We start from the raw sequence: 26084 nt of genomic DNA, 5'->3' as shown, positions 1-26084 counted from the left end.
AAAAAATAGATGGCAAGTCAACCTACTCATGCGGTCTCGGCAGAGCAACTTATGTTGTCAAAAATGCAGGCGATGCAGGCACAAGTGCAGCCGCCAGAGTTTATCGTGAGTGCAAATCCTTTAGATCAACAATCACTAAACGCACCTTTATCGTTCTCACAAGCGATGACAAATGTGTTGGATACAGTGAATCAACATCAATCAGTGGCTAGTCAAAAAATGACGGCCGTAGAAACAGGAAAAAGTGATGACCTAGTTGGTGCAATGGTCGCGAGCCAAAAAGCCAGCTTGTCCTTTAATGCTTTGATGCAAGTGCGCAACAAAGTCGTGACCTCATTTGAAGATATTATGAAGATGCCGGTGTAATTCATGTCAGAACTAACCCCCCAAGTCGCCGGAAACACAGCTATGGCTACCGGCACAGCACAGACATTTTCTACTGCCAACGGCATGGACGATGTGACAACGAAGCTGAAGCAAATCTGGTCTAGCAGTCAGAGAAACTTAGTGCTATCTGCGGTGTTAGCTGCGATTGTTGCAGCGATTATTGTGGTTGCACTATGGAGTTCCTCGCAGAGCTTTCGTCCGCTCTATAGCCAGCAAGAGCGTTTTGATATCGGCGAAATTGTGTCGGTATTAGAAAGCGAAGGCGTAAGCTACCGCATGCAAGAGCAAAATGGACAAGTTCTTGTACCAGAAGGTGAGGTTGCGAAGGTGCGCATGTTGCTTGCATCAAAAGGTGTTAAAGCTAAGCTGCCGACAGGTTTGGATTCGCTCAAGGAAGATAGCTCTCTTGGTACGAGCCAATTTATGGAAACAGCGCGTTATCGTCATGGTTTAGAAGGTGAGTTAGTACGTACTATCATGTCTTTGAACTCAGTAGCGAACGCGCGTGTTCATTTAGCAATACCTCGTCAAACTCTATTCGTCCGCCAAAACAGTGAGAATCCTTCAGCATCTGTCATGCTTGAGCTCAAACCTGGTGAAGACTTAAAGCCCGAACAAGTTGAAGCGATCATTAACCTAGTGGTCGGCAGTGTCACGGCAATGAAGCCAGAATTTGTTTCTGTCATTGACCAGTATGGCCGTCTTCTTAGTGCGGATGTCGCTTCTGCGGAAGCCGGCAAAGTAAACGCGAAATATCTTGAATACCAGAAGAGTGTTGAAAAACAGATCATCCAACGCGCAGCAGATATGCTTACGCCGATTGTGGGGCCGAGTAACTTCCGCGTACAAGTCGCTGCCGATCTGGACTTTAGCCAAGTTGAAGAAACACAAGAAATTTTGGATAACGCGCCGGTTGTGCGTAATGAGCACACCATTCATAACAACTCGGTTGATCAAATTGCGTTGGGTGTTCCTGGTTCTCTAAGTAACCAACCGCCAGTGACAGGATCTGGTGAAGTGGAAACGAACGATAGCCAAAACACGAATGCGCGATCTGAAGTGAATCGTCAATATGCTGTAGGTAGTAGTGTTCGTCGTACTCAATACCAACAAGGCCAAATAGAAAAGCTTAGTGTCTCGGTTCTGTTGAACTCCAAAGCTTCGCCAGATGGTGTGGCGTGGAGTGAAGCCGATAAAGAGCAAATCTCAAACATGATCATGGATGCTGTTGGTATCTCTGCCACACGAGGTGACAGCTTAAGTTTAATGAGTTTCAACTTCACCCCAATTGAAATTGATGCTCCTCCTGCACTGCCGTGGTGGCAAGACCCTACAGTACAGCAGCCAATACGCTACGTTATTGGTGGCTTGTTAGGCTTGGCGATGATCTTCTTCGTACTGCGTCCATTAATCATGCACCTAACTGGCGTTGATAAACCTGTGCCTGAGCTAAATTTTGCTGAGCCTCAGGAAGAGCCTGACTACGAAAACTTGCAAACGCGTGAAGAGCGCGAGCATGAAGAAGTACTTGATCGCCGCCTATCTGAAAAAGGCATCTCAGCCTCTTCAGGTTTAGATGTAAACAGCGACATGCTACCACCAGCAGGTTCGCCATTAGAAATTCAATTGAAACACCTACAGCTTATTGCTAATGAAGAGCCAGAGCGCGTAGCCGAAATACTGAAACAATGGGTAAACATCAATGAACACAGTTCTATCAAAGCAGACGCTTAGTTATGTTGAACAAACCGCGCTCGTGCTATTAGGCATGGGCGAGGATGCCGCAGCGAAGGTTTTGCAACACTTTAGCCGTGATGAAACCCAGCGTGTGACTCGTGCAATGGCGAAGTTAAATGGCATTAAGAGCGATTCTGCTCGTGGTGTTATTCAAACTTTCTTTGAAGATTTCCGTGAGCACAGCGGTATTCGAGGAGCCTCTAAGGAATACCTATCTAATACATTGCGTAAAGCGTTGGGTAACGATTTGGCAAAAGGGTTATTGAATACGTTATATGGCGATGAAATTCGCAACAATATGCAGCGCTTACAGTGGGTGGAAGCAGAAACTCTCGCTCGTTTCATTGTGAACGAGCACCCACAAATGCAAGCAATTTTTCTAGCGTATTTGCCAGCGGACAGCTCTTCAGCGGTATTGAAGCACTTGCCACAAGATTACCATGACGAAATTTTGTTCCGTATTGCTCAATTGCAAGATATCGATCATCAAGTTGCCGTTGATTTGCATGAACTCGTTGAGCGTTGCATCGAAAAAGTATCCGCGAGTCAAAGCACGCCGTTATCAGGTGTTAAGCAAGCAGCAGATATCATTAACCGCTTTGAAGGTGACCGTGGTTCATTGATGGAAATGCTGAAGTTGCATGATGAAGATGTTGTTAATGCAATCGAAGAAAACATGTTCGACTTTATGGTTCTTGGCCGACAACGCGAAGAAACCATGGACATGTTGGTGCAGCAGATTCCGCTAGAGTTGTGGGCAGTCGCGCTAAAAGGTTCCGATATTACCTTACAACAAGCTATTAAGCGTTCAATGCCGCAACGTATGGTGAAAGCGCTAGAAGATGACATGGACGCACGCGGCGCTGTTGCGTTAAGTCGAGTTCAAAAAGCACGTCAAGACATCATGCAAATGGTACGTGAGCTGGATGAATCTGGTGAAGTTCAGCTGCTTCTCTATGAAGAGCCAACGGTGGAGTAAGGTCATGCTAGAGACAAAATCAAGTACTATGCGATTGCCTCCGAGCGGGTATCGTTTACACCGTTTTCCGCCTTTAGCGCAACCTAAGACTATCGAAGACGAATTCGGGCTAGATAACCAAGGCTGGCAAGAACCTCAAATAGATATCCAACAGCAACTTGAAGAAGGTTTTCAACAAGGTTTGCAACAAGGACATGAGGAAGGCTTACGCCAAGGTATCGAACAGGGCAAGCAACAAGGTCTGTTGGAAGGCCAAAAAGAAGGTTTCCAAAAAGGCTTTGTTTCCGGTGAGCAGTCTGGAAAGCAAGGCTTTTTGGAGGCGGCGAAGCCTGTCAATGAACTTTTTCACGCCCTTTCTCGTTGGCAAGATGAAAAAGAACAGCAACAACGCCATATGATTTGTGAACTGGTACAAAAGGTAGCTCAGCAAGTGATTCGTGCCGAGCTCACTTTAATGCCTCAGCAGATCCTAGCTTTGGTGGACGAGACATTATCTGCCATGCCTGGTAAAGCGGAAACAGTAACTGTGCATTTAAATCCGCAAGATTTAGAGCGCATTACTCACATCAATGCTGATTTGCCGCAATCTTGGAAACTGGTCCCTAATACGGAGCTTCCTATTGGTGGCTGTCAGTTAGTGACTGATGACGCAGAAGCGGATGCGAGCTGCGACTCTCGTTTGGAAGCCTGTATGGACAATGTAAAGCAACACCTTTTGGATGAAGTCAGTATTCCACAGGTAGAGTCTGAGCATGAGTAATACCCTAAGCCATGAACTATTAAGTGAGCGTTTGAGCGAAGCCTTGGCTTCGCTCGATTCAATCCCTGTTGCTCGCGTAACAGGGCGATTGATAAAAGTAAACGGCTTAATGTTACAAGCCGTAGGGTGTCGGTTTAAGCTTGAGCAGCGTTGTCTCGTAGAAACCGCGGAAGGCGATATGATCGAAGCGCAAGTTGTGGGCTTTGAACACACTATTGCTTACCTCATGCCTATCCGCCGTTTAGGCGGTCTGTTTGCAGGTGCAAAAGTCATCCCTCTTGATGGTGACAGTACCGTGCAGCTAAGCTCTCAGTGGTTAGGACGCGTACTGAATGGTTTAGGTGAGCCGTTAGATGACGGGGCACCGCTTAAGGGGGGTGATCGAGTTTCACTTGAACCAAAACCGATTAACCCACTGAAGCGACGCCCAGTTGATACGCCACTCAACGTAGGCGTGCGAGCGATTAATGGACTATTGACGGTAGGCAAAGGCCAACGTATTGGTTTGATGGCTGGCAGTGGCGTCGGTAAAAGTGTGTTAATGGGGATGATCACCAAAAACACGGAGGCCGATGTAATTGTGGTCGGGCTTATCGGTGAGCGAGGCAGAGAAGTACGTGAGTTTATCGAGAGAAACTTAACCCCAGAAGCGCGCAAGAAAGCGATCATTATCGCGGCTCCTGCTGATGAATCCCCGCTAATGAGGTTAAGAGCGACACTACTTTGTCATCGCGTTTCAGAGTATTTCCGAGACCAAGGCAAAGACGTTCTACTTCTTATGGACTCTCTAACCCGATACGCCATGGCACAGCGCGAAATCGCTCTTTCGCTCGGTGAGCCTCCAGCTTCTCGTGGTTATCCGCCCTCAGTCTTCAGCGTGTTACCTCAACTCCTAGAGCGAGCGGGTAACAGTGAAAATCAACATGGTAGCTTAACGGCAATTTATACCGTATTGGCAGAAGGGGACGACCAACAAGATCCTGTCGTGGATTCCGCGCGCGCCATCTTAGATGGGCATGTCGTTTTATCGCGTCAACTGGCTGAGCAAGGGCATTATCCCGCGATAGATATCAACGCGTCTATTAGCCGTTGTATGAATACTTGTACGCAGGACGCACACAGCACGATTGCGAATAACTTCCGTCAAATGTACTCCAACTACCTTCAGGTTAAAGAGTTACTGCCATTAGGGGGTTATCAACCAGGACAAGATCCTGAGTTAGATCAATCTGTTGCTATGTATCCAAATTTGCGTGCATATCTACAACAAGCTGCCAACGAGTCTGTAGATTACCCAACCAGTTTGACCGAGCTCGCGCAGCTTTTTCAAAGTGCTTAATCAAATGGGAGTGACAAGGCTGAAATGAAATCCAAGTTAAAAGCCGTAGGCAAGTTACAGCAAATGGAAGAAAAACAGCGTGACCGTGTGGGTCAACAACTTGATGCCATGCGTCAGCGTCACTCCCATCTTTCAATGCAATTGGAACAGTTGTCGGCGTTGAAAGGCCACGCTGGACAATCAACCCGAACCGGCCCGACGCTGACGAGCGCGGCTTTGATGAACTTTAATCGTGTTGACCAAATGCTACAAAGAATGCTTCGTCACCACGAGCAAGAGCAAGCCGTTATGCAAGCGGAATGTGCATCTGTACAGAAAACGCTAGAACACAAGCACGCACGCGTTCAAGGGTTAGAAAAAGTGCTTGAACGTTGGCGTACTAAGCAGAACTATGAAAAAGCGAAAAAAGAGCAAAAGATGATTGAAGACATCATTAACTCTCGCGTTAAGCGCAAGATATTATGATGTCTTGTTGACGCTACTAGGAGCGCGAATAATTTCTGCGGTGTCTTAGCCAACCAAACCAGCCTCCAAGCATGATCAACCCTGATCCGAGAGCACCGCCGCCACTGCTGCCGTTGTTACCAAAGCCAGATGTGTTGGTATCGACAGGCTCAAAGCCAGAGTCCCCTTCGCTATGATAATCTTCCGAACTTGCTAAGAGGGCGTTATAACTGGTTTTTACACCTGAGCTGGTTTGGGTCTCAATCCATGTTGCATAGTTCAAAATCTCGGTAAACACACTTGGAATCGCAGCGGATTCGCAAACTGAAGAACCGTAGCTCACAATGCCAATTTGCTGATACATGCCATTATTGTCTTGATAGGTGAGAGGACCGCCTGAGTCACCACGACAGATGCCAGTGTAGCTTCGTTCAGGAAATCCATTCGCACATAAACTTTCCTGAGCGTTAAACCCTGTTACCAACGAAGCGCATTGGGTGTCGGTAAGGGGTTTTACTTCTGCCCAGCGTAAATAGTTAGGGGGGCTTTCATCATTGGTTGAGGTCTGACCTAAACCGAATATCTGATAAACTGACTTGCTGCTGTAGTCTCCAAAGTCTTGCGGTAAAGTGATGGATTGGACGTTATCGGTGATAGGTCTAGTCAATTCAAGGACAGCGATGTCATTAATCCATAAATCGCTAGGCACATAATCAGGATGAATCGTGATAGAGCGAACATCTTTGAATTCTTCAACAAACACGTCATTCATCGTAGGGTTTTTGACTAGCACTCGTAGGTCGTTGATTGTCCAGCCGTCAGTAAAAACGCTTGGTTCTACGCAGTGAGCCGCAGTTAAAATGAAGCGGTCGTTTACAATGGTTCCCCCACAAATATTGGCAAACTGATTCGCGCCAGTTTTATGTAGAATAAGACGTGCAAAAAAAGGAAGTTGGTTTTGGGTAGCCTGCTGACCCCCAATAATTGCCGTGGAGATCCCTTGTTCTGAAAGGCGGTTATCATTTTCTACTTCAGCGGTCGTACTCAAAGATACTGCAAAACAGAGTGCGCTTAGCCATATTTGATACTGCTTCATAAACCATCCTTGGATGAAAAGTGCTCTTCTAACTTTATACTAGTTTTTCAGTGAATGTGCTTAACAAAAGTTTCTAATAGTTGAATGATTGTTGTAGCCAAGATCGCAACAGATGAAACGATTCAAGCTTTAGCTTGTGTGGCGGGCATACAAAGTAAAGCTGTTGATGAGGATTAATGACGGGTTCACCCAGCTCGATTAGCTGACCATATTTGATGTCATCCTTCACAAACAAGCGATGAGTGACCAATAACCCCAAACGACGAGTTGTGGCCTGGACGGCTTGTATCGACATGTTAAAAGTGATTGGTTTTTTATTTTTAGGTCGCTGGATACCCGTCGCGTCCAGCCACACGTTCCAGTCATTTTTTCTTCGTTCGTTAGTAACTTCAATGATGGGATACTGCTTTAAGAGTTGAGTGATGTTTGAGTCCTTGGTCTTCGCTATCAATTCAGGACTGCACACCAAAACCAGTTCATCTTCACTAAGCTTTTCGCAGTAGTAATCCTGCCATTCTTCGGGATTTCCATGCACCAAGGCCGCGTCGATACCTTCTTGTTCTAAATTGAATCTGCCAGACAGGTTTGATAAACGAACGTCTAATTGAGGAGCAAACCCTTGTAAATCTGACATTCGAGGAATCCACCAGTGAAGAGCCAATGAATTCACCATATTGAGCGTAACACGCTGCAAGTTCTGATCTTGGATGAGTGCTTCCGTTGCATCGACAATTTGCTCTAAAGCGGGTGCCACCTTCCTGTAATACTTTTTACCGTCCGCGTTGAGTTGAACTTGTCTGCCTATGCGATCAAATAGAGGCTTGTTGACTTGACTCTCCAGCGATTTAATTGCCTGACTTACGGCTGAGTGGCTCACACTTAATATCTGTGCTGCTTCTGTCATGCTGCCAGACTCAGCTACTGCAACAAATGCGTAGATGGACTTTAAGGGGACTAGTTTCCGCATAATTTAAAAACCGTAGCTGGTGATAGATAAGTTAAACTGTAAGTTTTTCTTACATCAATGGTTAATATTACTCGCTATTTACGATAAGTGATGTCTTTTAAAATGCTCCATATATTAAGGAGTATTGAATGAATGCTGTAAATAAATCTATCCTTTTCATGTTGATGTCTACGTTAAGCTTATCTGTTACTGGACTGTTAGCAAAGCAGTTGTCAGGCGAACTTTCCGTCACACTATTTAGCTTCTTACGTTTTTTGGTGCCTGCGCTTATCTTGCTTATCTTACTTCGTGTGAAAAACCTTACCTTTCCTAAAGCGGGCACGCTAAAGCCTATTTTATTGCGTGCTCTTTGTATCGGTTTGTCACAACTTTGCTTTATCGCGTCATTACAAACGTTAACGCTCGTTGAGGGGGTCGTTTTGTTTGCTACTGGCCCATTATTTATTCCCTTGGTTGAAAAGCTGTTCATGAGGGGGCGCATTCGTGTTTCAACATTGGCGGCTTTAGCAATGGCGTTCACTGGTGTGGTTATGTTGGCGGGCGGTGGAAGTGAGATCACATGGCGAGCGGACTTATTGCTCGGCTTGGCTGGTGGACTCTTCAATTCTGGTTCTCAGCTTACGTTATATAAAGTGAGTAAAACAAATATGTCGCCGCTAGAAATCAACTTTTGGGCGTTTGGTTTTGCTGCCGTATTTCTGTTGCCGCTAACTTTGTTTAACGACTTCGACGTGTTACTTAATATGAGTGTTATGGCGCCTGAGATTTCTTCAAATACGCTGTGGATCGGTATGATGTCTCTGATGATCATTAACACCCAAGTTTTTCGCTCCAAAGCATATAAACTGGCAAGCAGTGGCTCTCAACTTGCACCACTCATTTTTACTAACTTATTGTTCACTGCGGTTTGGCAGAGCCTGTTTTTTGAAGACCGAATGAGTCAAAGTCAAATTGTTGGGATGAGTTTAATAGTGCTCGCAATCATACTGAACACATGTTGGGTTCGTTTTACGGCGCATCGCAGTGGTGGTTTACAAGCGAGAACTTCTTAGTCTGTCGGAAAATGAAGGGGGCAGGTAGATAAATTGGTCGTGTGGTTTGATTTTTCCTGAGTATGGGCTAGCGTCAAGAAAGGTTCAGGGAGAGAAATCATGCTTACGCTAAATTATTACGTCGAAATTTCGGCGACACCGCAACGAGTGTGGGAAGTGCTAACCGATGTTGAGTTGTATAAACGTTGGGCACAAGCCTTTTCACCGCAGTCTCAATTTGAAGGAGCTTGGGAAGAAGGAGGTGGCATCACTTTTTTTGATCCAGATATGGGCGGGACAAGGGCGATCATAGATACGGTGCTACCCCTTCAAAAACTTGAATTTCATCATGTTGCCATTTTTAATCCGGATAATCGTCAACAACTCGATGCTGACCTAGCATCTAGGTGGATCGGATCGCGAGAGATCTACCAGATCGATACCAACAACGATCGTTTACTACTCAATGTTACCATTCATACTCACAATGACTTTGTTTCCATGTTTAATCACGGATGGGAAAAAGCTTTACCCTTGATAAAAGCCATTAGTGAAGAGCAAGCTTAGGGTTCTTGCTTATCTTGGGCTGACGATGCGTTACCTGAAGGTATACAATAGCACGCAAGATAGCGCACCTAAGAGAGTGGATGATGGAATTTAAAGTTGATACCCATACACATACGTACGCCAGTGGTCACGCGTACAGTACCTTGATTGAAAATGCAAAGTTGGCAAAAGAGAACGGGCTGGATATGTTCTGCACGACCGATCACGCAGAATCAATGCCGGGTGCGCCTCATTACTGGTTCTTCTCTAACCAGAAAATTCTGCCTCGTTTTCTTGAAGGCGTTGCGATTATTCGCGGCGTTGAATCTAACATTATGAATACCGAAGGCGACATTGATATTCCACTGAGTGTGGACCGCAACTTAGATTGGGTGATCGCGAGTTTTCATGAACCCGTTTTTCGTCCAGCAAACAAGCAAACTCACACGGAAGCACTTGTTAATGTCATTCAGAGTGGTCGTATTGATGCGCTCGGTCATCTTGGTAATCCAAATTTCGACTTTGATTTTCAGACCGTTTTAGCGTGCGCGAAAGAGCACAATGTCGCGATTGAAATTAATAACACCACGCTGAAAGGCAACAGCCGAGTAGGCAGCGTAGACCGTTGCCACGAGATTGCACAAATCGGGAAAGATCTCGGTGTTTTCTTCACCACGGGCAGTGACGCGCACTTCTGTCACGATGTTGGTAATCTGGAGTTGGTTGGAGAGTTAATGGACAAAGTGGGTATTGATAGCAAGAAAGTGATTACTCACACCGCTCAGCAGTTTTTGTCTTTCTTAGCTTTGAGAGGCCGTAAACCAATTGCAGAATATGACAGCATTCTCAACGCATAAACTTGATTACATTTAAGGTATGCACCCGACGCCAGATTGCTTTACACTGCGACCCGGAAATACTCAACTAAGCTAGTTTTTCGCCTTTTATGGCGTAGGTTATTTGGGTGAATAAAGCCGACACAGAATTCGGCACTATAAATGGAGAAGTGAAAAATGTTACGTCCTTTAGTCCTAGGGTGTGCTATTGCGTTTGGCTCAACATACGCAATGGCAGAAGCGGTTGATTTAAAACAAAACATGAAACAGATGAAGATGGAATTCAAACAGGCGGCAGAAGCATCTGATGTCGAAACCATGAAATCTGCGATTGATAGCTTGCAAGCGATTGTTGAACAATCTAAGCGTGGTAATTACCCACCAGAGAAGTTTGATACTTACTTAGAAGGCTTTAACAAGCTGACGGTAACGCTAGATAAGATTGAAGCGGATCTTGATGCGGGCAAGCTACAAGAAGCAAAAGACCAACTGCGTGAAATCGATAGCCTTCGTGAAGAGTACCACGACAAGCGCAATCCAAGCATTTGGAGCAAGTTGTTCGGCTAATTATCTACTGAGCGGAGCATTTGCTCGTGGCAGTGGATTACGCGTTATCTCTAAGTAATGAATGAACACATTATCAGCCTGCCATTTCGGCGGGCTTTTTTGCGCCTGTCAATCGATGCATTCAAGAAAACCTGTGAGGTAGCAACCACTTATTGATACTGTTTTTTGAGCTATCACTCAAAATTGGTTACGCTGTGTGAAATTTGTTAAGTCACCGTTATGCGTAGATTAATTCCCTTTTACCGCTCGATGTTATTTGCTAGTGCTCTCAGTTGGGTGCTAGTGACGCTGATGCCTGTTATCAATGCTCATGGTAACAGCATGGGCGTGTGGGCGACGCTATGTACGCTTAACGGTTTTGAGTTGGTTCAAATAGAAGAGGGCGACAATTCGGTCAGCCACAAAGGCAAGCCTTGTCCGTTTAGCCACTTCTCGACTTTTCATCACGATACACTTCCAACGACACCGATACTTTCAAGACAGAGCTTGGTGACTTCTGACAGCTACGCTTATTTGGCTCTAAGTGTGCGATTTGAAACACCAGTTCCTAGAGCGCCGCCAGTTTCTCTTTTCTCATAACGAAAACAATAACAAGTAAAGTCACATAACACTGCCACTTCGAGCAGTGGTACTCCCAAATCTAAGTCAAATAACGCCGCATACGAATGTGTATGTGCAGGATGCGTTTGGCTGAATTTGGGTGTTCAACAATGAAAAAAGGAAAATACACATGTTGAGAAACTCGGCAAAGCCTCAACTCAAGGAAGCCTCACGCGCAAAATCCATCTACTTTATGACGTGGCGATGGCACTTTTACGCAGGTTTGTTCGTCATTCCATTTATGCTCATGCTTTCCCTCACGGGGTTGGTGATGTTGTTTGATGATGAAATCGAACTGGCTCGATACGAAGCGACATTACAAGTTTCACCACAAGAGCACATGATTCCTGTCTCTGCACAATTGGAAACCGTAAAGCAGGCGTATCCCGATTTTAATGTCACTCAATTTGTACCTGCTAAAACGGCCGATATCGCCAACCGATTCTCGATTCAAAACCAAGAAGGCAGCTCGCTGATTGTTGCAGTAAATCCTTACACAGGAGACGTACAAGGCACCATTAATCGTGGTGATAGCATCTATGAACTGATGAATAGTATTCACGGTACGCTGCTCATTGGCGACCTAGGCGACCGTTTAATTGAAATCGCCGCAAGTCTGGGGATTTTGCTGTTGGTATCTGGTTTGTACCTTTGGTTACCTAGAGACAACGCAAGTCGCGCCGGCTTTTTGAAAATTCGCCTTAACAATGGCCCTCGAATTTTGATGCGTGACCTGCATGCGAATTTAGGTGGCGTGCTGTCGATTGTACTGTTGTTCTTTTTGATTTCAGGATTGTCGTGGGTAGGGATCTGGGGTGCGAAAATGGTACAAGCTTGGAATACCTTCCCAACCTATTACACATGGGGTGAGAAACCGGAATCCACACTGACACACAAAGATCTTAACCATGGTGCTTCAGAAGAGATGCCATGGAACTTAGAGCTTGCTGCTGTGCCTGAATCGAAAGATAAGCCCGCTCATGATTATGCCAACATGAAGGAAGAGATGGCATACGCAGGCAGCCATGATGCGCTCTCCATTGATGATATCATCCTCAAGGCTGAAATGTTGGGCTTCACTGGTTATAAGTTGTTTTTGCCGCGCTCTGAGACGGGCGTTTACACCGTTGCAGCTAACTCTATGGGCGGCGACATTTCCGACCCAAGACAAGATCGCACCAGCCACTTTGACCAATATTCCGGTCGCTTGTTGGTGGATGTAACGTGGCAAGATTACAGCCTATTTGCCAAGTTCATGGCGGCAGGTGTGTCATTGCATCAAGGTGATGTCAGTGTGCTTAACAAAGTGCTCAACGTGGTGTTCTGTTTGGCGTTCATCTTAATCTCAATTACAGGTGTGGTGATGTGGTGGATTCGTAGACCAAGTCGCAGTGCTGCATTGGGCGCGCCACCTAAGTTTCAGCAAGACGGTATTTGGAAGCTTGGCTTAGTAACGTTGGTGATATTGTGCTTGGCGTTCCCGATGGGTGGTTTGGCAATTGTTACGGTTCTCGCACTGGATTGGCTGTTGTTTAACCGCGTCGAGAAGCTGAAAACGGCGTTGAATTAGTAAAGACAAAGAATGGAATAGTAAAAGAGCCAGCGACGTGCTGGCTCTTTTTATTTCTGGTAAATCTCCAGTGGCAAGCCATCTGGATCTTGGAAGAAGGTAAAGGCTTTGCCTGTGAATTCGTCAATACGAATTGGCTCAACTTCAACGTCATTCGATTCTAGGTAGGCTTTCACCTGTTCAACATCATCTACCAAAAACGCGAGATGTCGTAGCCCTTGTGCTTCAGGAAAGCTCGGTCTCTCTGGTGCGCCCGGAAAGCTAAACAGTTCCACTTGGCTGCCGTCAGGTAAAGCGAGGTCAAGCTTGTAGGAGTCTCTGGCTTCACGATAGTTTTCAGCAATGACTTTTAATCCCAACACTTCAGTGTAAAAGCGTTTTGACCTTGGGTAGTCGCTGCAAATGATCGCGACGTGATGAATGGCATTAAACATGGTTAGCCTCTTCAAACATGGCTCGTATCCTCAAGCATGGTTAGTGTCCTCGGAGACTAAATGCTCCTTAACGAAGTCGATAAACACGCGCAGACGAGCAGGCATGTATTTGGTTTGTGCATACTGCATCGCGATAGCGCCGTGGTAGTTACTCTTGATCATCCAATCCGGTAATACCTCCACCACTTCTCCTTGCTCTAACGCGTCTTTGATCACGAAGTCATGGAAGATCCCAATTCCCAAGCCAGACTTAACCCCGTTCAAGCGCATTTGAGAGTGGTTGACGGCGTAGCGTCCACTTACTGCAATCGAATGAAAGGCTTCCTCTTTAAAGAACGACCAGATGTTGTCTTTGTCATTCTCGGCGAGGTAAATACAGTCGTGCTGCTCAAGCTCAGTGGGATGCTCAGGCATACCGCGTTTGGTAAGGTAATCTGGAGAGGCACATAAAACGAGATTGGTCTTGCTGATCTCTTTGAGTACCAGATTCTCATCGGGTTTGTCGGTGAGCTTAAACGCGACATCAATGCCTTGGCGGAACAGATCGATCTCACCATCTGCTGCACGCAGCTTAAGCTGAATATTTGGATAACGTTCTAGGAATGGCAATACAAACGGTTGAAGCACCGAATTAAGAAATGCTTCAGGGGCTGCTACTGTGAGTGCGCCTGTTGGCTCAGCATGATCTTCCGCAGATAGCTCAACGGCTTGCTGCGCGGCATTCACCATTGCGATGCTTTGGTCGTAAACCTTTTGCCCAGCTTGAGTGATGATCAACTTACGAGTCGTGCGCTCAAACAGTTTGACCGAGAGGGCTTGCTCTAATCGTGTGATCAACTTACTTAAAGCCGATGGCGTCACGCCGAGTTGTTTGGCTGCAGCGGTAAAACTGCCTTCGTTTACCACTAAGATAAACGAAGCAAGATCAGGAAGTAGGGCAATGAGTTTTGGATTAACCATAATTGTTCAGTTCTGCGCAGCGGAATAACGATATTGTCTGGTACGGTTTCACGAGGTTCAAGTGTCACCGTCTCGCTTTAACGATATTTTGCTAAAAATGCATTGAGTGCAGGCAAGCCAGATTCACCAGTATGGTATTGCTGCCAACAGTGATAAATGGCCGTTTCATGGTCTGCAATTAACTCGATAGCTTCTCGCTCAGCGATTGAATACTGTTGTGAAGCGTTCACTTCTTCATGCCACTCTCGATACTTGACCTCATAAGGCTCCACCCACTTCAGAAGAGTCGCCACCAACTCTTGCCATGGTAAAACAATCCACTTGGTTGCATCTGCCAAGCCTTTATCTAGCATCTCTTGGTATCGACTTTCGATATCCATGCCATTTGTCAGCAGTACAGGTTTGAGCTTTTCTGCGGTGAGTTCTTCCACTTCAATCAAGGTTTGCCACAGCGTTTGTTGTTCACTTTGGGCGTAATGGCTCAAGTAGTGGTTGAAAAAAGCGATGCCGTAGATTTCGCCATAGTAGGCAGACAGAACGTTATGAATCATGGTGAGAATCGTGATTTAAACAGGGAATATCGCATTGTAGGAGGGGAAAGCGCGACGTGTAAACACCTGATTAAGAGTAAAAAAGTGCTGCTGACAGGATTCGAACAGAACTTGTGAGAATTTTATGAGAATTCGATGAAGTTGCTGATAGATTTGCTCGTCATTCTTAGAGGCAAGAACGCAAAACGTTCGAAACGTAATGCTTAACCTACTCAAGTCACGAACAAAGAAGTAAAGCCGTACAGATGGGCTTGGGTAGTTCAACCCTCATTAAAGGATGGAATCACAATGAAAAAACGTACCCAACTCGGACTCGTCATGACTTCAGTCGCTATGGCATTAGGCTCTGCATCAGTGAATGCGGCGGAATTGGAAATCACCGTGACAAACGCAACTAAAGGCATCTACTTTACGCCGCTTATTGTTGCTGCACATGGCTCTGACCTTCAAATGTTCAGAACAGGTCAAGCAGCGACTCCGGAACTAGAAGCAATGGCAGAAGGCGGTGATATCTCTGGGCTTGCTAGTGTGATTGGTAACGCTGGTGGTGCGGTGGTTGAGAACCCTGCTGGTGGCATTTTGAATCCAGGCGTTGCAACCACCTTCACCTTGGACAGTGGCGACCACGGATATCTTTCTCTAAGCGCAATGTTGCTGCCAACCAATGATGGTTTTGTCGGTCTAGATAGTTGGAAGATTCCAACGGAAGCGGGTACATACCGAGCAACGCTAAGAAGTTACGATGCTGGTACAGAAGCGAACGATGAACTTGCGTCTAGCATGCCAAACCCACCTTTCATTACCTTTGGTACTGGCGGCACAGGCGTTGAAGCAACGGTAACTAACGACAAAGTTCACGTGCATCCGGGTAACCTTGGTGATAGCGACCCAACCGGCGGCATCAGTGACCTAGACAGCAGCAGCCATCGTTGGTTAAACCCAGTTGCAACCATCACAATCGTTGTGAAGTAAGGGGGATGTATGAAATACAGAATCTTACTAGTTGCAGCTTCAGTCGGCTTGCTCGCCGGTTGCCCAAGCGATGATGATAATGACGTAGTGAAATCGTACCGCTACACCGTCAACGTGGCGAACTTGACTGCGAATCAACCAATGTCTCCGCTCGCGGTACTCACTCACAATGGTGACTACCAACTGTTTGAAATTGGACAAGCCGCATCTGTTGAACTTGAGCACCTTGCCGAAGGCGGCAGTAACGCCGAGCTGATTGAATTGATGAACAGCAATGACAGTGTTTACCAAGGTATTTCGGGTAATGGATTGGTGTTGCCTGGCGCATCGGACGAAGTCACCATCACGGTTGACCCTAGTCGTTACGGTTACTTGTCTGTGGCGTCTATGTTCGTGAATACCAACGATGCCTTTGTTGGCGAAACGGGGTTATCGCTCAAATCGCTCGCAGTAGGTGAAAGCTACGAAATGAGCATGAACGTTTGGGATTCGGGCACGGAACTGAACGATGAGCTTGCCGCAACCATTCCGGGTCCAGCAGGTGGCGGTGAGGGCTTCAATGCTGCTCGCAATGACAGCAATGACGTTGTTGCATTCCATGCGGGTGTTGTTAGCCAAGATGATGGATTAGTAAACTCAGCACTTTCTGCGAACCATCGTTTCTTGAACCCAGGTGCGAAAGTCACCATCACTCGAGTCGAGTAACACAGGCTCCGATGACGTCTCCTTTCCAAAGCGCTTGTAGCCGAGCGCTTTATCCCTCACGGCGTCATCGGAACCTTTTTTGAAAGAATTTCTAATTTGTTCCGGTCATGTGCAAAGTGAGGATACTCGAAGGCAAGGAAAGGACCATGGAACAACAGGCAATCAATTTAGTCGCGAACATCTTGTTGGTGGAAGATGACGATGATTTGGCAGAACTGGTTCAGATGCATCTCAAGTTTCAAGGACACCAAGTGTCGCGGGCCACAAATGTCGCCGATGCTAAAGCGCAATATCAGCAACAACCCTTTGATTTATTGATCCTTGACCGAGGTTTACCAGATGGTGATGGCCTAGACATCTGCCATTATTTGCGTCAGCAACAAGATTGGAGTCCAGTGCTCATGTTGACAGCCAGAGACGGTGAAATGGACAAGGTTGACGGTTTAGAAGCGGGCGTTGATGACTACATCACTAAGCCATTTAGCGTATTAGAATTCCAAGCACGAGTGCGAAACGTGCTACGCAGAGTCAGCCAAACCGCAGAAGCAAAGGTGGCAAATGAAGTCCTCGACGATGCGATGGATTTTGGTCCGCTGAGAATCATTCCGGAGTTGCACCGAGTATCCCTAAACGACAAAGACGTCACTCTTACCGCGACAGAGTTTACTTTGCTGCAGTTTCTCGCGACTCGTCCGGGCAGAGTCTACAGTAAAGATGAATTGCTCGATCACGTTTGGAACACCAGTCATTCTGGTTATCACCATACGGTGTGCAGTACCATAAACCGTTTACGCAGCAAGTTGTCGTTGTCTGATTCTGATCATCACTTCATTCAAACCGTGTGGGGTGTTGGATATAAGTTTCAGCCAAGACTCTAATGCAAGAAAGTAAGTCAAAACATCAAGCCAAGACAGTAAGTCGGCAGTTGTTTTCACCGTCATTTTTCAATCATCACGGGTGTTGCAAAAACACCGCTGTTTAAGGAGGCGATAGGATGAGCTTCAAATCTCGCTTGGTAGTATTTACTAGCTTGTGGTTCTGCCTCGCGGCGGTGGTGATTGCACTGACTTACAATTGGCAAAAAGAAACCATTGAGTTACGCACCAAGCAAAGCCTGCATAAAGAGCTAGCCAGCCACATGCGTGATGATAACCCGCTGATGATCGGGACGGATTACAACCCTAAAGCGCTCAAGTCGATTTTTCACACGCTCATGCTGATCGGCCCTGACTTTGAAATCTACTTCCTTGATAGCCAAGGCAATATCACCACCCATGCTGCACCGGAAGGGGCGGAGATCATGGGGAAGGTGGATCTCAATCCCATTAAGCAATTCTTAAATGACCAGCCTTTTCCTATTTTGGGTGAAGACCCACGTAATCGTGGTGAGCACAAAGTCTTTTCTGTCGCGGCGATAGAGGAATTAGGCTCAACGGTTGGTTATCTCTACGTGGTGATTGGCAGTACCCGACATGACGCCATTGCTAATGCTCAAGTCGATACTCCTTATATCGCGCTGGCAGGATTGGTCTTAGTCTCCATTTTAGGCTTTGCTCTTGGGGCTTATGTACTGGTCAAACGTAGCCTATTGAATCCGATTGAGCGTGTGACCAAGCAACTTCAACAGCAAGCTGAACATGATTTCCGCCTGCAACCTGATTTTACTCACCAAGTGCCGGAGCTCGTACCGATTGCGCACTCTTATCAGATGATGGCGAAGCATATTCAGCAGCAATTTTTACAGTTGGAGTATCAATCGTCTCATCGTCGTCAAAGCTTGTTGCAGCTTAGTCATGATTTAAAAACGCCGTTATCGAGCGTGCTGGGCTATTTGGAAACGTGGCGTTTGCAACATCCGAAATCCGATCCTTTAATTGACGTCGCTTTCCGAAATTGTGAGAAGCTCTCAACTCAATTGCATTCTCTATTAGACGCCGCACGCAAAGAAGCTCCAATGCCAAACTACGAGTACCGCCCCGTAGATCTGGGCGCTTTGATGGCAGAATGTGCTGAAACGATGCAGAGCCAGTTTTCTCGTAAAGAAGTGGTATTGAAAGTGGATATCGATAGCGAAATCCAAACCGTGGGTGACAAGGGGCTATTGGAGCGATTGGTATTGAACCTGCTTGAAAATGCATTGCGCCACAGCCCAATCGGTTCAGAAGTGCATTGCCAAGCGCATTTGAGTGAAGATAAGTCGCGTATCCACTTTACCTTCGTCAATCACATCGAGGAAGAAGCGGAGGGCGGTTCTTTGGGGATCGGGACGAAGATTGTCCAATCGATCTTAATGCTTCACCACAGCTACCTTGAGACCAATGCAACATCCTCTCAATATCAACAGAAGTTCACACTTCTCGCAATCTAAAGAGAAGTGTGAGACATAAGTTAATGTTTATTCAATAACACCACATACGACGCGAGCGCCGCCACCACCTAGCTTACTTGGGTGATCGGAGTGATTGTCACCACCTGCATGGATCATTAACGCTCGACCTTTTAAATCTGATAATTTTAGGCGAGGCGCGACAACGGGCTGATTGGCATTGCCGTCCATGTCCACATAGAGTGGAGGCAAGTCGCCTAAATGATTGTCATCGGTCCAAGGATAGCCATGCTTCCCTGTGTTGTTAGGATCATAATGGCCACCTGCTGCGCCGCCTAATACGGTTTTGTCATCCTTTTCTATGCTATCGCAAGATGGATTAGTGTGAACATGGAAACCGTGCACACCTGCTGACAAACCTGATAATTGAGGCGTAAAAACAACGCCATAATCACTTTGTGAAATCTCAATGGTACCCGCACTCTCATTGGTGTTGAGAGCAGTCATTTCTACCGTTTTCGCTAGCACGTTAGGGGCGGCGACAAGAGCGGATGCAACTGAAATGCATAGCAATCCTTTTAACATGGGACCTCCTTCTTTTAGGGTGTACGCTCAAGCACATATTAGTGAAAACCTGTTGTACTTATGTCTGTTGAGCGGTGAGTTTATGTAATAGAGTGATGTGTATCACTTTATGGTCTTAAACTGATATCTCGATCCGAAATCAGCTTTCTTTTATTTAGTCTTAACATGTTGAGATCGTTAAGATATAAAAAGAATAGACGCCAATCTTAAAATAGCCTGAATATTTTTAAATTAACGCAAAGTTAAATTTTTAATGACTTTATAACAAAGCTCATAATTGTTTTATAAAGAATTTGGTGGAATTGTCCGCAATAAAGAATAATCAAATTAACGAATATATTAATGTGAACATTGTTGTTTATAGATTTGTGGTCAAACTGTTGCTTATATCATCAAATAAGATAAAAAATTGGAACTAAAGTCACTTAATGGCAGAGGAAAAAATTAAACTCTGATTGTAATGGGTAATAATGTTTTAGTAACAGATAGTTACGCACTTAAAATTAATAATATGGCTAATTTCCGACAAGGATTGAAAAAGATGAAAGACAAGGAATCTATTCAGACTAATAGCAGCCGCCGTAATTTTCTGAAAGGCGCAACAGGAGCTGTTGTTGCTGGTGTGAGTGCTTCCGCTTTCTCAGGCGTAGCTCAAGCACGAGAACAGAAAATTGATTGGAGCAGCCGCGGGCTAGGTAGAAAACACGATAAGCGCTTCTGGCGTAAAGTGCGAAGACAGTTCGTTTTGGACAAACGAACCACTTACATGAACATTGGTACAACAGGTTCAATGCCAAAACATGTTCTTGAAGATTACGAGCATAACAACAAGCTAGTGGCTAAATATCCTTGGGATATGAAAGGCAAATTTGGCTCTTGGCCTTATGTTTCAGAGATGGTTAAAGACGTCGCACCAGGTTTTGGTGCTAACCCAGAAGAGATCATTCTCAGCCGCAACACTACTGATGGCTTATGCTCGATCATTAATGGCTTACACTTTGAACCAGGTGATGTGATTCTAACGACACACCATGAACATATTGCTGCAACATCACCTATGAACGTAGCGAAACATCGTTTTGGTGTGGATGTGGTAGAAATTCAACTACCAGTATTTACTGGTACCGAAAACGTTTCTGAGCAAGATTACATTCAAGCGTTCCGAGACGCGCTTGATGCGAATCAAAACGTTCGCCTAATTGTTTTCTCTCATATCACATACAAAACAGGAACCGCGCTACCAGCAAAAGCCATTTGTGCTTTAGCAAAAGAGTATGGTGTACCTACTCTTGTTGATGGCGCGCATACGGTCGGTATGTTTGACCTTGATTTCCACGATATGGATTGTGATTTCTATGCAGGATCTGGTCATAAGTGGCAGTGTGGTCCGGGCGCGACAGGTATTCTGTATGTTCGTGATAACGGTAACCGTTTGAATGAGTATTGGAGCGACCGAGAGAACCCGTTATGGTTGATCAACTCCTCACTTTCTCATGCTGATTACCTGGGTAAACAGCTGCAAATGCAATACATTGGTAACGATAACTATCCTGCGAAACAAGCACTAGTTGATAGTTGCAAAATGTGGGATGAGATTGGTCGAGACCGTATCGAAGAGCGAGTTGTAAGCCTTGGTAGTTTATGTAAAACCTTGCTTCAAGAGTACTTACCACAAGCCAAAATGTATTCACCAAACGTGGAAGGCTTAACCAGTGGCTTAACGACGGTTAACCCGTTCTCCGATGTAACTAATGAAGAGATACTGACGGAATTCCGAGATCGTTTACGTGAAGAGTATGGTTACATCATCCGTACGACTAGCTTTAAGCTGCATAAGGATGATGACTTTGATACTTACGCGCTGCGTATCTCTACGCATTTGTTCCATGACGAACAAGATGTGGAAGGGCTCGTAGTGGCGATGACGAATTTGTATTACTCGTCGTTCTAACATCGTTGTTTATCACTCAAGCGCCCATTATTGGGCGCTTTGTGAAAGGTAAGGATATTATTATGTCAGTCATAACATTCAAAAGAACTTTAGCGACGGTGGCGCTCATGGTTACCTCTGTTGCGTCGTCTGCCGCTTGGTCAGACGATTTACAACAAATCCGTGAACGTGGTGTACTGCGTCACATTGGTGTCCCGTACGCTAACTTTGTCTCCTATATTGAACAAGGTGAAGTGGAAACTTTGACTGGCTTGGATGTAGAGATAATAAAAGGTTTTGCCAAGTCGTTAGGTGTTCAGTACCAGTATGTTCCAGCACAGTGGAGCGACGTGGTTGGTAAGTTGACAGGGCAAAATGTGCAATATCACAACAAGCAGGCTGTTGTCGGAGAAAGTGTTCCAATTGAAGGCGATTTGATCGCAAATGGCGTTACTATTCTTGATTGGCGTTCTGAGGTTGTCGATTTTTCACAAGATTATTTTCCTTCAGGTGTATGGTTGGTTTCCAGATCCGACTCTAGTCTGAGCCCGATTAAACCAAGTGGGTCGGTCGATGAAGATGTTAAAAACGTCAAGCAGCTGATCGATGGTCGCGAAGTGTTAGCTTTAGAACATTCTTGCTTGGATCCTAACCTTTATGACTTATATGACACAGGTGCAAAAGTTATATTACCTGATGGGGCGCGTCTCCTTAATGAGATGGTTCCAGCGATAATGAAAAATGACGCGGAAAGCACATTATTAGATGTTGCGGATACGCTAATTGCCCTCGAAAAATGGCCGGGCGAAATAAAAGTCATTGGCCCTATATCTGAAAATCAAAAAATGGCTGTTGCATTCCGTAAAAATTCCCCTGAATTACGCAAAGCATTTGATCGTTATTTAAACTCGATAAAAAAAGACGGTTCATACGAAAAACTAGTAAAAAAATACTATCCATCTATTTACTACTTTTATAACGATTACTTTATAGAAGATAAAAAGAAAGTCCGATGAATAAGGCCGTTAAAAAATTTTCCAGTAAAAGATTTATTACAATAAGCGCAATATTAGTTTCAATTTACTTAGCTATGCTTATTACTGTGACTAGCGTAGGTCAAAATAAGTTAAAAGAATCTCAATACAGAGAACTAGATTTAAAAGTAAAAAGTTATGCAAGCACACTCGATAATTTATTTACCATAGCGAGTGAAGATGTTGATAATCTAGCTACAGATAAAACAATACAAACATTCTTTGGTAATTTAGCTTCTGGCATGTCAATGGAGTATGGATTAGGAGCCAGTCTAATTAATTTAAAGCGTCGCTTCGATGAGAAGATAGACAGTAAGCTAATTAATAGCAGCCAAATCTATAAGAAGCTCACGCTGGTAGGCAGTGATGGAGTCACCATTGTCACCACTGGATCTGAAAACCTTGCCGAGCACAAAATGGACATACAAACCTTAATGACTCAACACGGGCATCCCGAAGAGGTTTGTGCGACGCGATACAATGATGACGTTCGCATTCAAGTCATTAAGCAAGTTAAGTTCTCCGGAAAGCCTGTTGCTTTTTTAATTGCCGATCTTAATAAGAATATTGTTATTGACCAACTTACTAACCAAGAACACGAAGATAGTTATAGCCGAATGGTGCTAAAAATAAAAGACGTGGAAATGGTTGTATGGGATACCATAAATAAAACACCTTCTCACAATAAGGATGAGAATTATTTCGTTTCTGAGGCTGTAGACGGAAAAATTTACTTTGAAGTTCCTGTGGATAAACATCACTTCAAATTGATGGCGTGGTTCGAGCCTTTGAGTGAACGAGATATATTTACATCACGGCTCTTTATTATTGGTTTGAGTATTCTGGCCGTTATGATCGTCATTGCTTTATGTTATGCATTCATCACGAACAATAATAGGATTGAATTGAAAATTAAGCTTGAGGAAGAAAAAAAGCGTAAAGATATTCTTTCTCAACAGAATAAAAAATTAACGAACGAAATTGAACGTCGAAAAGCGTCTGAAAAAGAACTCGCCTTCCAAGCTAAATATGACACATTAACCAATTTACCTAATCGTAGTTATGGTTCCGAGCGATTGGCTTTGGAGTTAATTAGGGCATCGCGTAGTGGGTCTAAAGTTTTGGTGATGTTCATCGACTTAGACCACTTTAAGCAGATTAACGATTCAATGGGACACTTTGTTGGGGATGAAATCCTTAAACTCAGTGCTCAGCGACTGTATCAAGTCGCGAGAAAAACAGACTTATTGGCGAGAATTGGTGGGGATGAGTTTTTACTCGTCATCCCTGATTTGCCTGATAATGATACTGCAAAGCGAGTTGCTTCAAGTGTACTTTCGGCGTTTAACGATCCGTTTGTTTGGAACAACCATGAATTCTTCTTGAGTAGCAGCGTCGGAATGTCTGTGTTCCCGGATGATGGAGACAACGCTGAGCAGCTTCTTGCATGTGCAGATATGGCAATGTATCGGGCGAAACAAGATGGGCGTGATGGCTTTTGTTTTTATAACCATAATATGAACCAAGACTTGCAACGCTACTTAGATCTGGAAAATCGTCTGAGAAGTGCGATCTCCAATCAGTTGTTAGAGCTGTATTATCAGCCAATTATTGAGCTGAGTAGTGGTAAAATCGTAGGGGCAGAAGCGCTAATGCGTTGGAATGATGACAAGTACGGATTCGTAAACCCTGAAGAGTTTATCTCTATTGCAGAGAAAAATGGTTTAATTCATCAAATTGGTGAGTTTGCTATTCAACAAGCGTGTCGACAAGCGGCACAATGGCAGAGTCTGACTCCGTTGTTTGTTTCTGTAAACTTTTCTAGTGTTCAATTTAGGTACTGCGAGCGCTTACTTACGTTTATTAAACACAGCCTTGAGGAGTCTGGTCTTCCGTCAGATAAGTTCGATATTGAAGTGACAGAAAGTCTCCTCTTCAATCACGATTCTGAGCTATTAGACATGCTTAATAACTTACGAGCGTTAGGCACCAAACTTACTATTGATGATTTTGGTACTGGTTATTCTGCGCTGAGTTACTTGCAGAAGTTTCCGTTCGACCGCTTAAAAATTGATCGTAGCTTTATGCAAAATATGTTCGAGAACGACTCAGACCGCGAGCTTGTGAACGTAATCATAGCAATGGCAAAAGCGCTGGATCTTAAGATCGTCGCAGAAGGCATCGAAGAACAGCGTCATGTGGATTACCTGAAAAACCTAAACTGTGAGTTCGGACAAGGTTTCCACTATAGCCGACCATTACCTGCTAAGGACTTTGAAGCACTTTTGGCTAAGCCTACCTGGCTATAATTCCTTTTATAACAAACTCATAGAAAAGCATTAATCGAATTTGTGCCTAGGATTCATTAATGCTTTTCCACCTTAAGGTATAATCCTTCCTCCTTCCTTGAATTACACTACAATTAATTGATGAGTGATAGCCCGTGACGCCCGTCACATAAAGGCTAAGCCTAATTCTAAACGAGTAAATACTCGCCAAAATAACTAGGAAGGAATTTCAAATGTCTTCTGCATTCTACCAACAGATTCAGCAGCAAATCGAAGAAGTAAAGGCGGAAGGCCTTTACAAATCAGAGCGTGTCATCACGTCTCAACAGCAAGCGGCTGTTAAAATCTCTACTGGTGAAGAAGTACTAAACTTCTGTGCGAACAACTACCTTGGTCTTGCTAACCACCCGGCACTTATCGAAGCGGGTAAAGCAGGCATGGACGAGCACGGCTTTGGTATGGCTTCAGTACGTTTTATCTGTGGTACGCAAGACATCCACAAAGAGCTTGAGCAGAAGCTTTCTAAGTTCCTAGGTAAAGAAGATACGATTCTTTACACATCATGTTTCGACGCAAACGCGGGCCTATTTGAAACTATTCTAGGCAAAGAAGACGCAATCATCTCTGACGCTTTAAACCACGCGTCAATCATCGACGGTGTTCGTCTATGTAAAGCAATGCGTTTCCGCTACTCAAACAACAACATGGAAGAGCTAGAGCAACAACTGATCGCTGCGAAAGAAGCAGGTGCTCGCCACATTCTTATCGTAACGGACGGTGTGTTCTCAATGGACGGCGTAGTAGCAAACCTTCCGGCTATCTGTGACCTAGCAGAGAAGTACGGCGCGTTGACTATGGTTGATGACTCTCACGCTGTTGGCTTCATGGGCAAAACAGGTGCAGGTACGCACGAGCACCACAACGTGGTTGACCGTATCGACATCATCACTGGTACGCTAGGCAAAGCAATGGGCGGCGCTTCAGGCGGTTACACATCTGGTAAAGCGGAAGTGATTGACTGGCTACGTCAGCGTTCTCGTCCATACCTATTCTCTAACTCTGTTGCACCAGCAATCGTAAGCGCTTCTATCCGCGTTCTAGATCTACTAGAAGAGAGCGGTGACCTACGTGATCGTCTATGGGAAAACGCAGCACACTTCCGTACTCGTATGGAAGACGCGGGTTTCACAATGGGTGGTGCTGACCACGCAATCATCCCAATCATGCTTGGCGACGCAAAAGTAGCAGCAGAATTTGCAGAGCGTGCGCTGGAGAAAGGCATCTACGTAATCGGCTTCTCATTCCCTGTAGTACCAAAAGGTCAAGCACGTATCCGTACTCAAATGTCTGCGGCGCACTCTCGCGAGCAACTAGACCGTGCAATCGACGCGTTCATCCAAGTTGGTAAGGACATGGGTCTTATTTAAGATTCTAGGCCTT

26 protein-coding genes are annotated in these 26084 nt (G+C 45.1%); 20 read left to right on the top strand and 6 right to left on the bottom strand.

Features of this window, described 5'->3' with window-relative positions; genetic code table 11:
* Window positions 1-9: 9 nt before the first annotated feature.
* From fliE to fliJ, 6 genes are read left to right on the top strand one after another with little or no spacing between them, the layout of a single operon-like run.
* Window positions 10-366 (top strand): flagellar hook-basal body complex protein FliE, encoded by a 357-nt coding sequence (fliE, locus tag R7044_RS11840; protein ID WP_005375045.1) that lies wholly within the window; start codon window positions 10-12, stop codon window positions 364-366.
* A 3-nt stretch (window positions 367-369) separates the two neighbouring features.
* Window positions 370-2121 carry a flagellar basal-body MS-ring/collar protein FliF gene (gene fliF / locus R7044_RS11835; RefSeq protein WP_005384024.1) on the top strand — a complete coding sequence of 584 codons (1752 nt, stop codon included), beginning with the start codon at window positions 370-372 and terminating at the stop codon, window positions 2119-2121.
* Entirely contained in the window at window positions 2090-3103 is a 1014-nt protein-coding gene (locus R7044_RS11830; protein WP_005375048.1) for a flagellar motor switch protein FliG, read from the top strand. Before fliF ends, R7044_RS11830 begins: the two co-directional genes overlap by 32 nt.
* A gap of 4 nt (window positions 3104-3107) precedes the next feature.
* Window positions 3108-3863, top strand: a complete 756-nt coding sequence (gene fliH / locus R7044_RS11825) for a flagellar assembly protein FliH (protein ID WP_005375050.1) — start codon at window positions 3108-3110, stop codon at window positions 3861-3863.
* Window positions 3856-5202, top strand: coding sequence for a flagellar protein export ATPase FliI (gene fliI / locus R7044_RS11820; RefSeq protein ID WP_005375057.1), 1347 nt, complete (start codon window positions 3856-3858; stop codon window positions 5200-5202). The genes fliH and fliI overlap by 8 nt, the downstream gene beginning before the upstream one ends.
* A 24-nt stretch (window positions 5203-5226) precedes the next feature.
* A complete protein-coding gene (gene fliJ, locus R7044_RS11815; protein WP_005384016.1) occupies window positions 5227-5667 on the top strand; it encodes a flagellar export protein FliJ in 441 nt (146 codons plus the stop codon).
* A 16-nt stretch (window positions 5668-5683) separates the two neighbouring features.
* Here fliJ and R7044_RS11810 read toward each other — a convergent pair whose 3' ends face one another.
* Window positions 5684-6742: a S1 family peptidase gene (locus R7044_RS11810; protein WP_025768593.1), complete on the bottom strand. Its 1059-nt coding sequence runs from the start codon at window positions 6740-6742 to the stop codon at window positions 5684-5686.
* A 73-nt stretch (window positions 6743-6815) separates the two neighbouring features.
* On the bottom strand, window positions 6816-7709 hold the full coding sequence (locus tag R7044_RS11805) for a LysR substrate-binding domain-containing protein (protein WP_033906699.1): 894 nt from the start codon (window positions 7707-7709) through the stop codon (window positions 6816-6818).
* 128 nt (window positions 7710-7837) lie between these two features.
* Here R7044_RS11805 and R7044_RS11800 point away from each other — a divergent pair, with 128 nt between their 5' ends.
* The 6 genes from R7044_RS11800 (at window position 7838) to R7044_RS11775 (ending at window position 12859) form a co-directional block, all read left to right on the top strand.
* Entirely contained in the window at window positions 7838-8761 is a 924-nt protein-coding gene (locus R7044_RS11800; protein ID WP_025768592.1) for a DMT family transporter, read from the top strand.
* 99 nt (window positions 8762-8860) lie between these two features.
* The gene (locus R7044_RS11795; protein WP_005375065.1) at window positions 8861-9307 is read left to right on the top strand and encodes an SRPBCC family protein; all 447 of its coding nucleotides are present in this window, start codon (window positions 8861-8863) and stop codon (window positions 9305-9307) included.
* A gap of 83 nt (window positions 9308-9390) precedes the next feature.
* On the top strand, window positions 9391-10143 hold the full coding sequence (locus tag R7044_RS11790; RefSeq protein ID WP_033906857.1) for a phosphatase: 753 nt from the start codon (window positions 9391-9393) through the stop codon (window positions 10141-10143).
* A gap of 156 nt (window positions 10144-10299) precedes the next feature.
* On the top strand, window positions 10300-10689 hold the full coding sequence (locus tag R7044_RS11785; RefSeq protein WP_005375067.1) for a cytochrome b562: 390 nt from the start codon (window positions 10300-10302) through the stop codon (window positions 10687-10689).
* A 219-nt stretch (window positions 10690-10908) separates the two neighbouring features.
* Window positions 10909-11268, top strand: a complete 360-nt coding sequence (locus tag R7044_RS11780; protein WP_080276971.1) for a hypothetical protein — start codon at window positions 10909-10911, stop codon at window positions 11266-11268.
* 151 nt (window positions 11269-11419) lie between these two features.
* The gene (locus tag R7044_RS11775) at window positions 11420-12859 is read left to right on the top strand and encodes a PepSY-associated TM helix domain-containing protein (RefSeq protein WP_225455592.1); all 1440 of its coding nucleotides are present in this window, start codon (window positions 11420-11422) and stop codon (window positions 12857-12859) included.
* 50 nt (window positions 12860-12909) lie between these two features.
* Here the strand turns inward: R7044_RS11775 and R7044_RS11770 are convergent, their stop codons facing one another.
* From R7044_RS11770 to R7044_RS11760, 3 genes are all read right to left on the bottom strand, one after another.
* Window positions 12910-13293: a VOC family protein gene (locus R7044_RS11770; RefSeq protein ID WP_009704980.1), complete on the bottom strand. Its 384-nt coding sequence runs from the start codon at window positions 13291-13293 to the stop codon at window positions 12910-12912.
* A gap of 30 nt (window positions 13294-13323) precedes the next feature.
* On the bottom strand, window positions 13324-14253 hold the full coding sequence (locus R7044_RS11765) for a LysR family transcriptional regulator (RefSeq protein ID WP_104980165.1): 930 nt from the start codon (window positions 14251-14253) through the stop codon (window positions 13324-13326).
* 77 nt (window positions 14254-14330) lie between these two features.
* Window positions 14331-14804 (bottom strand): hypothetical protein, encoded by a 474-nt coding sequence (locus R7044_RS11760; RefSeq protein ID WP_158173230.1) that lies wholly within the window; start codon window positions 14802-14804, stop codon window positions 14331-14333.
* 288 nt (window positions 14805-15092) lie between these two features.
* Between R7044_RS11760 and R7044_RS11755 the strand changes: the two genes are divergently transcribed.
* The 4 genes from R7044_RS11755 (at window position 15093) to R7044_RS11740 (ending at window position 18849) form a co-directional block, all read left to right on the top strand.
* Window positions 15093-15776 carry a spondin domain-containing protein gene (locus R7044_RS11755; RefSeq protein ID WP_005384002.1) on the top strand — a complete coding sequence of 228 codons (684 nt, stop codon included), beginning with the start codon at window positions 15093-15095 and terminating at the stop codon, window positions 15774-15776.
* A gap of 9 nt (window positions 15777-15785) precedes the next feature.
* Window positions 15786-16481 carry a spondin domain-containing protein gene (locus R7044_RS11750; RefSeq protein ID WP_054579352.1) on the top strand — a complete coding sequence of 232 codons (696 nt, stop codon included), beginning with the start codon at window positions 15786-15788 and terminating at the stop codon, window positions 16479-16481.
* 146 nt (window positions 16482-16627) lie between these two features.
* The gene (locus R7044_RS11745; protein ID WP_192947989.1) at window positions 16628-17359 is read left to right on the top strand and encodes a response regulator transcription factor; all 732 of its coding nucleotides are present in this window, start codon (window positions 16628-16630) and stop codon (window positions 17357-17359) included.
* Window positions 17360-17475: 116 nt separating this feature from the next.
* Window positions 17476-18849, top strand: coding sequence for a sensor histidine kinase (locus tag R7044_RS11740; protein WP_205391359.1), 1374 nt, complete (start codon window positions 17476-17478; stop codon window positions 18847-18849).
* A gap of 27 nt (window positions 18850-18876) precedes the next feature.
* On the opposite strand, the gene R7044_RS11735 is transcribed toward R7044_RS11740, so the two are convergent.
* Entirely contained in the window at window positions 18877-19392 is a 516-nt protein-coding gene (locus R7044_RS11735; protein WP_104976434.1) for a superoxide dismutase family protein, read from the bottom strand.
* A 541-nt stretch (window positions 19393-19933) separates the two neighbouring features.
* Here R7044_RS11735 and R7044_RS11730 point away from each other — a divergent pair.
* The 4 genes from R7044_RS11730 to R7044_RS11715 all read left to right on the top strand — a co-directional run bounded on the left by R7044_RS11730 (window position 19934) and on the right by R7044_RS11715 (window position 26071).
* The gene (locus R7044_RS11730) at window positions 19934-21343 is read left to right on the top strand and encodes an aminotransferase class V-fold PLP-dependent enzyme (RefSeq protein ID WP_005375092.1); all 1410 of its coding nucleotides are present in this window, start codon (window positions 19934-19936) and stop codon (window positions 21341-21343) included.
* A 62-nt stretch (window positions 21344-21405) separates the two neighbouring features.
* Window positions 21406-22338, top strand: coding sequence for a transporter substrate-binding domain-containing protein (locus R7044_RS11725; RefSeq protein ID WP_225455591.1), 933 nt, complete (start codon window positions 21406-21408; stop codon window positions 22336-22338).
* Window positions 22335-24665 carry a putative bifunctional diguanylate cyclase/phosphodiesterase gene (locus tag R7044_RS11720; protein ID WP_005375094.1) on the top strand — a complete coding sequence of 777 codons (2331 nt, stop codon included), beginning with the start codon at window positions 22335-22337 and terminating at the stop codon, window positions 24663-24665. Before R7044_RS11725 ends, R7044_RS11720 begins: the two co-directional genes overlap by 4 nt.
* Window positions 24666-24877: 212 nt before the next feature.
* A complete protein-coding gene (locus tag R7044_RS11715) occupies window positions 24878-26071 on the top strand; it encodes a glycine C-acetyltransferase (protein WP_005375095.1) in 1194 nt (397 codons plus the stop codon).
* The last annotated feature ends 13 nt before the right edge of the window (window positions 26072-26084 follow it).

The organism is Vibrio sp. 1402 (genome assembly GCF_033340275.1).
The sequence above is the reverse complement of the archived record's forward strand: the minus strand, read 5'-3'. Positions and strand labels throughout refer to the sequence as shown.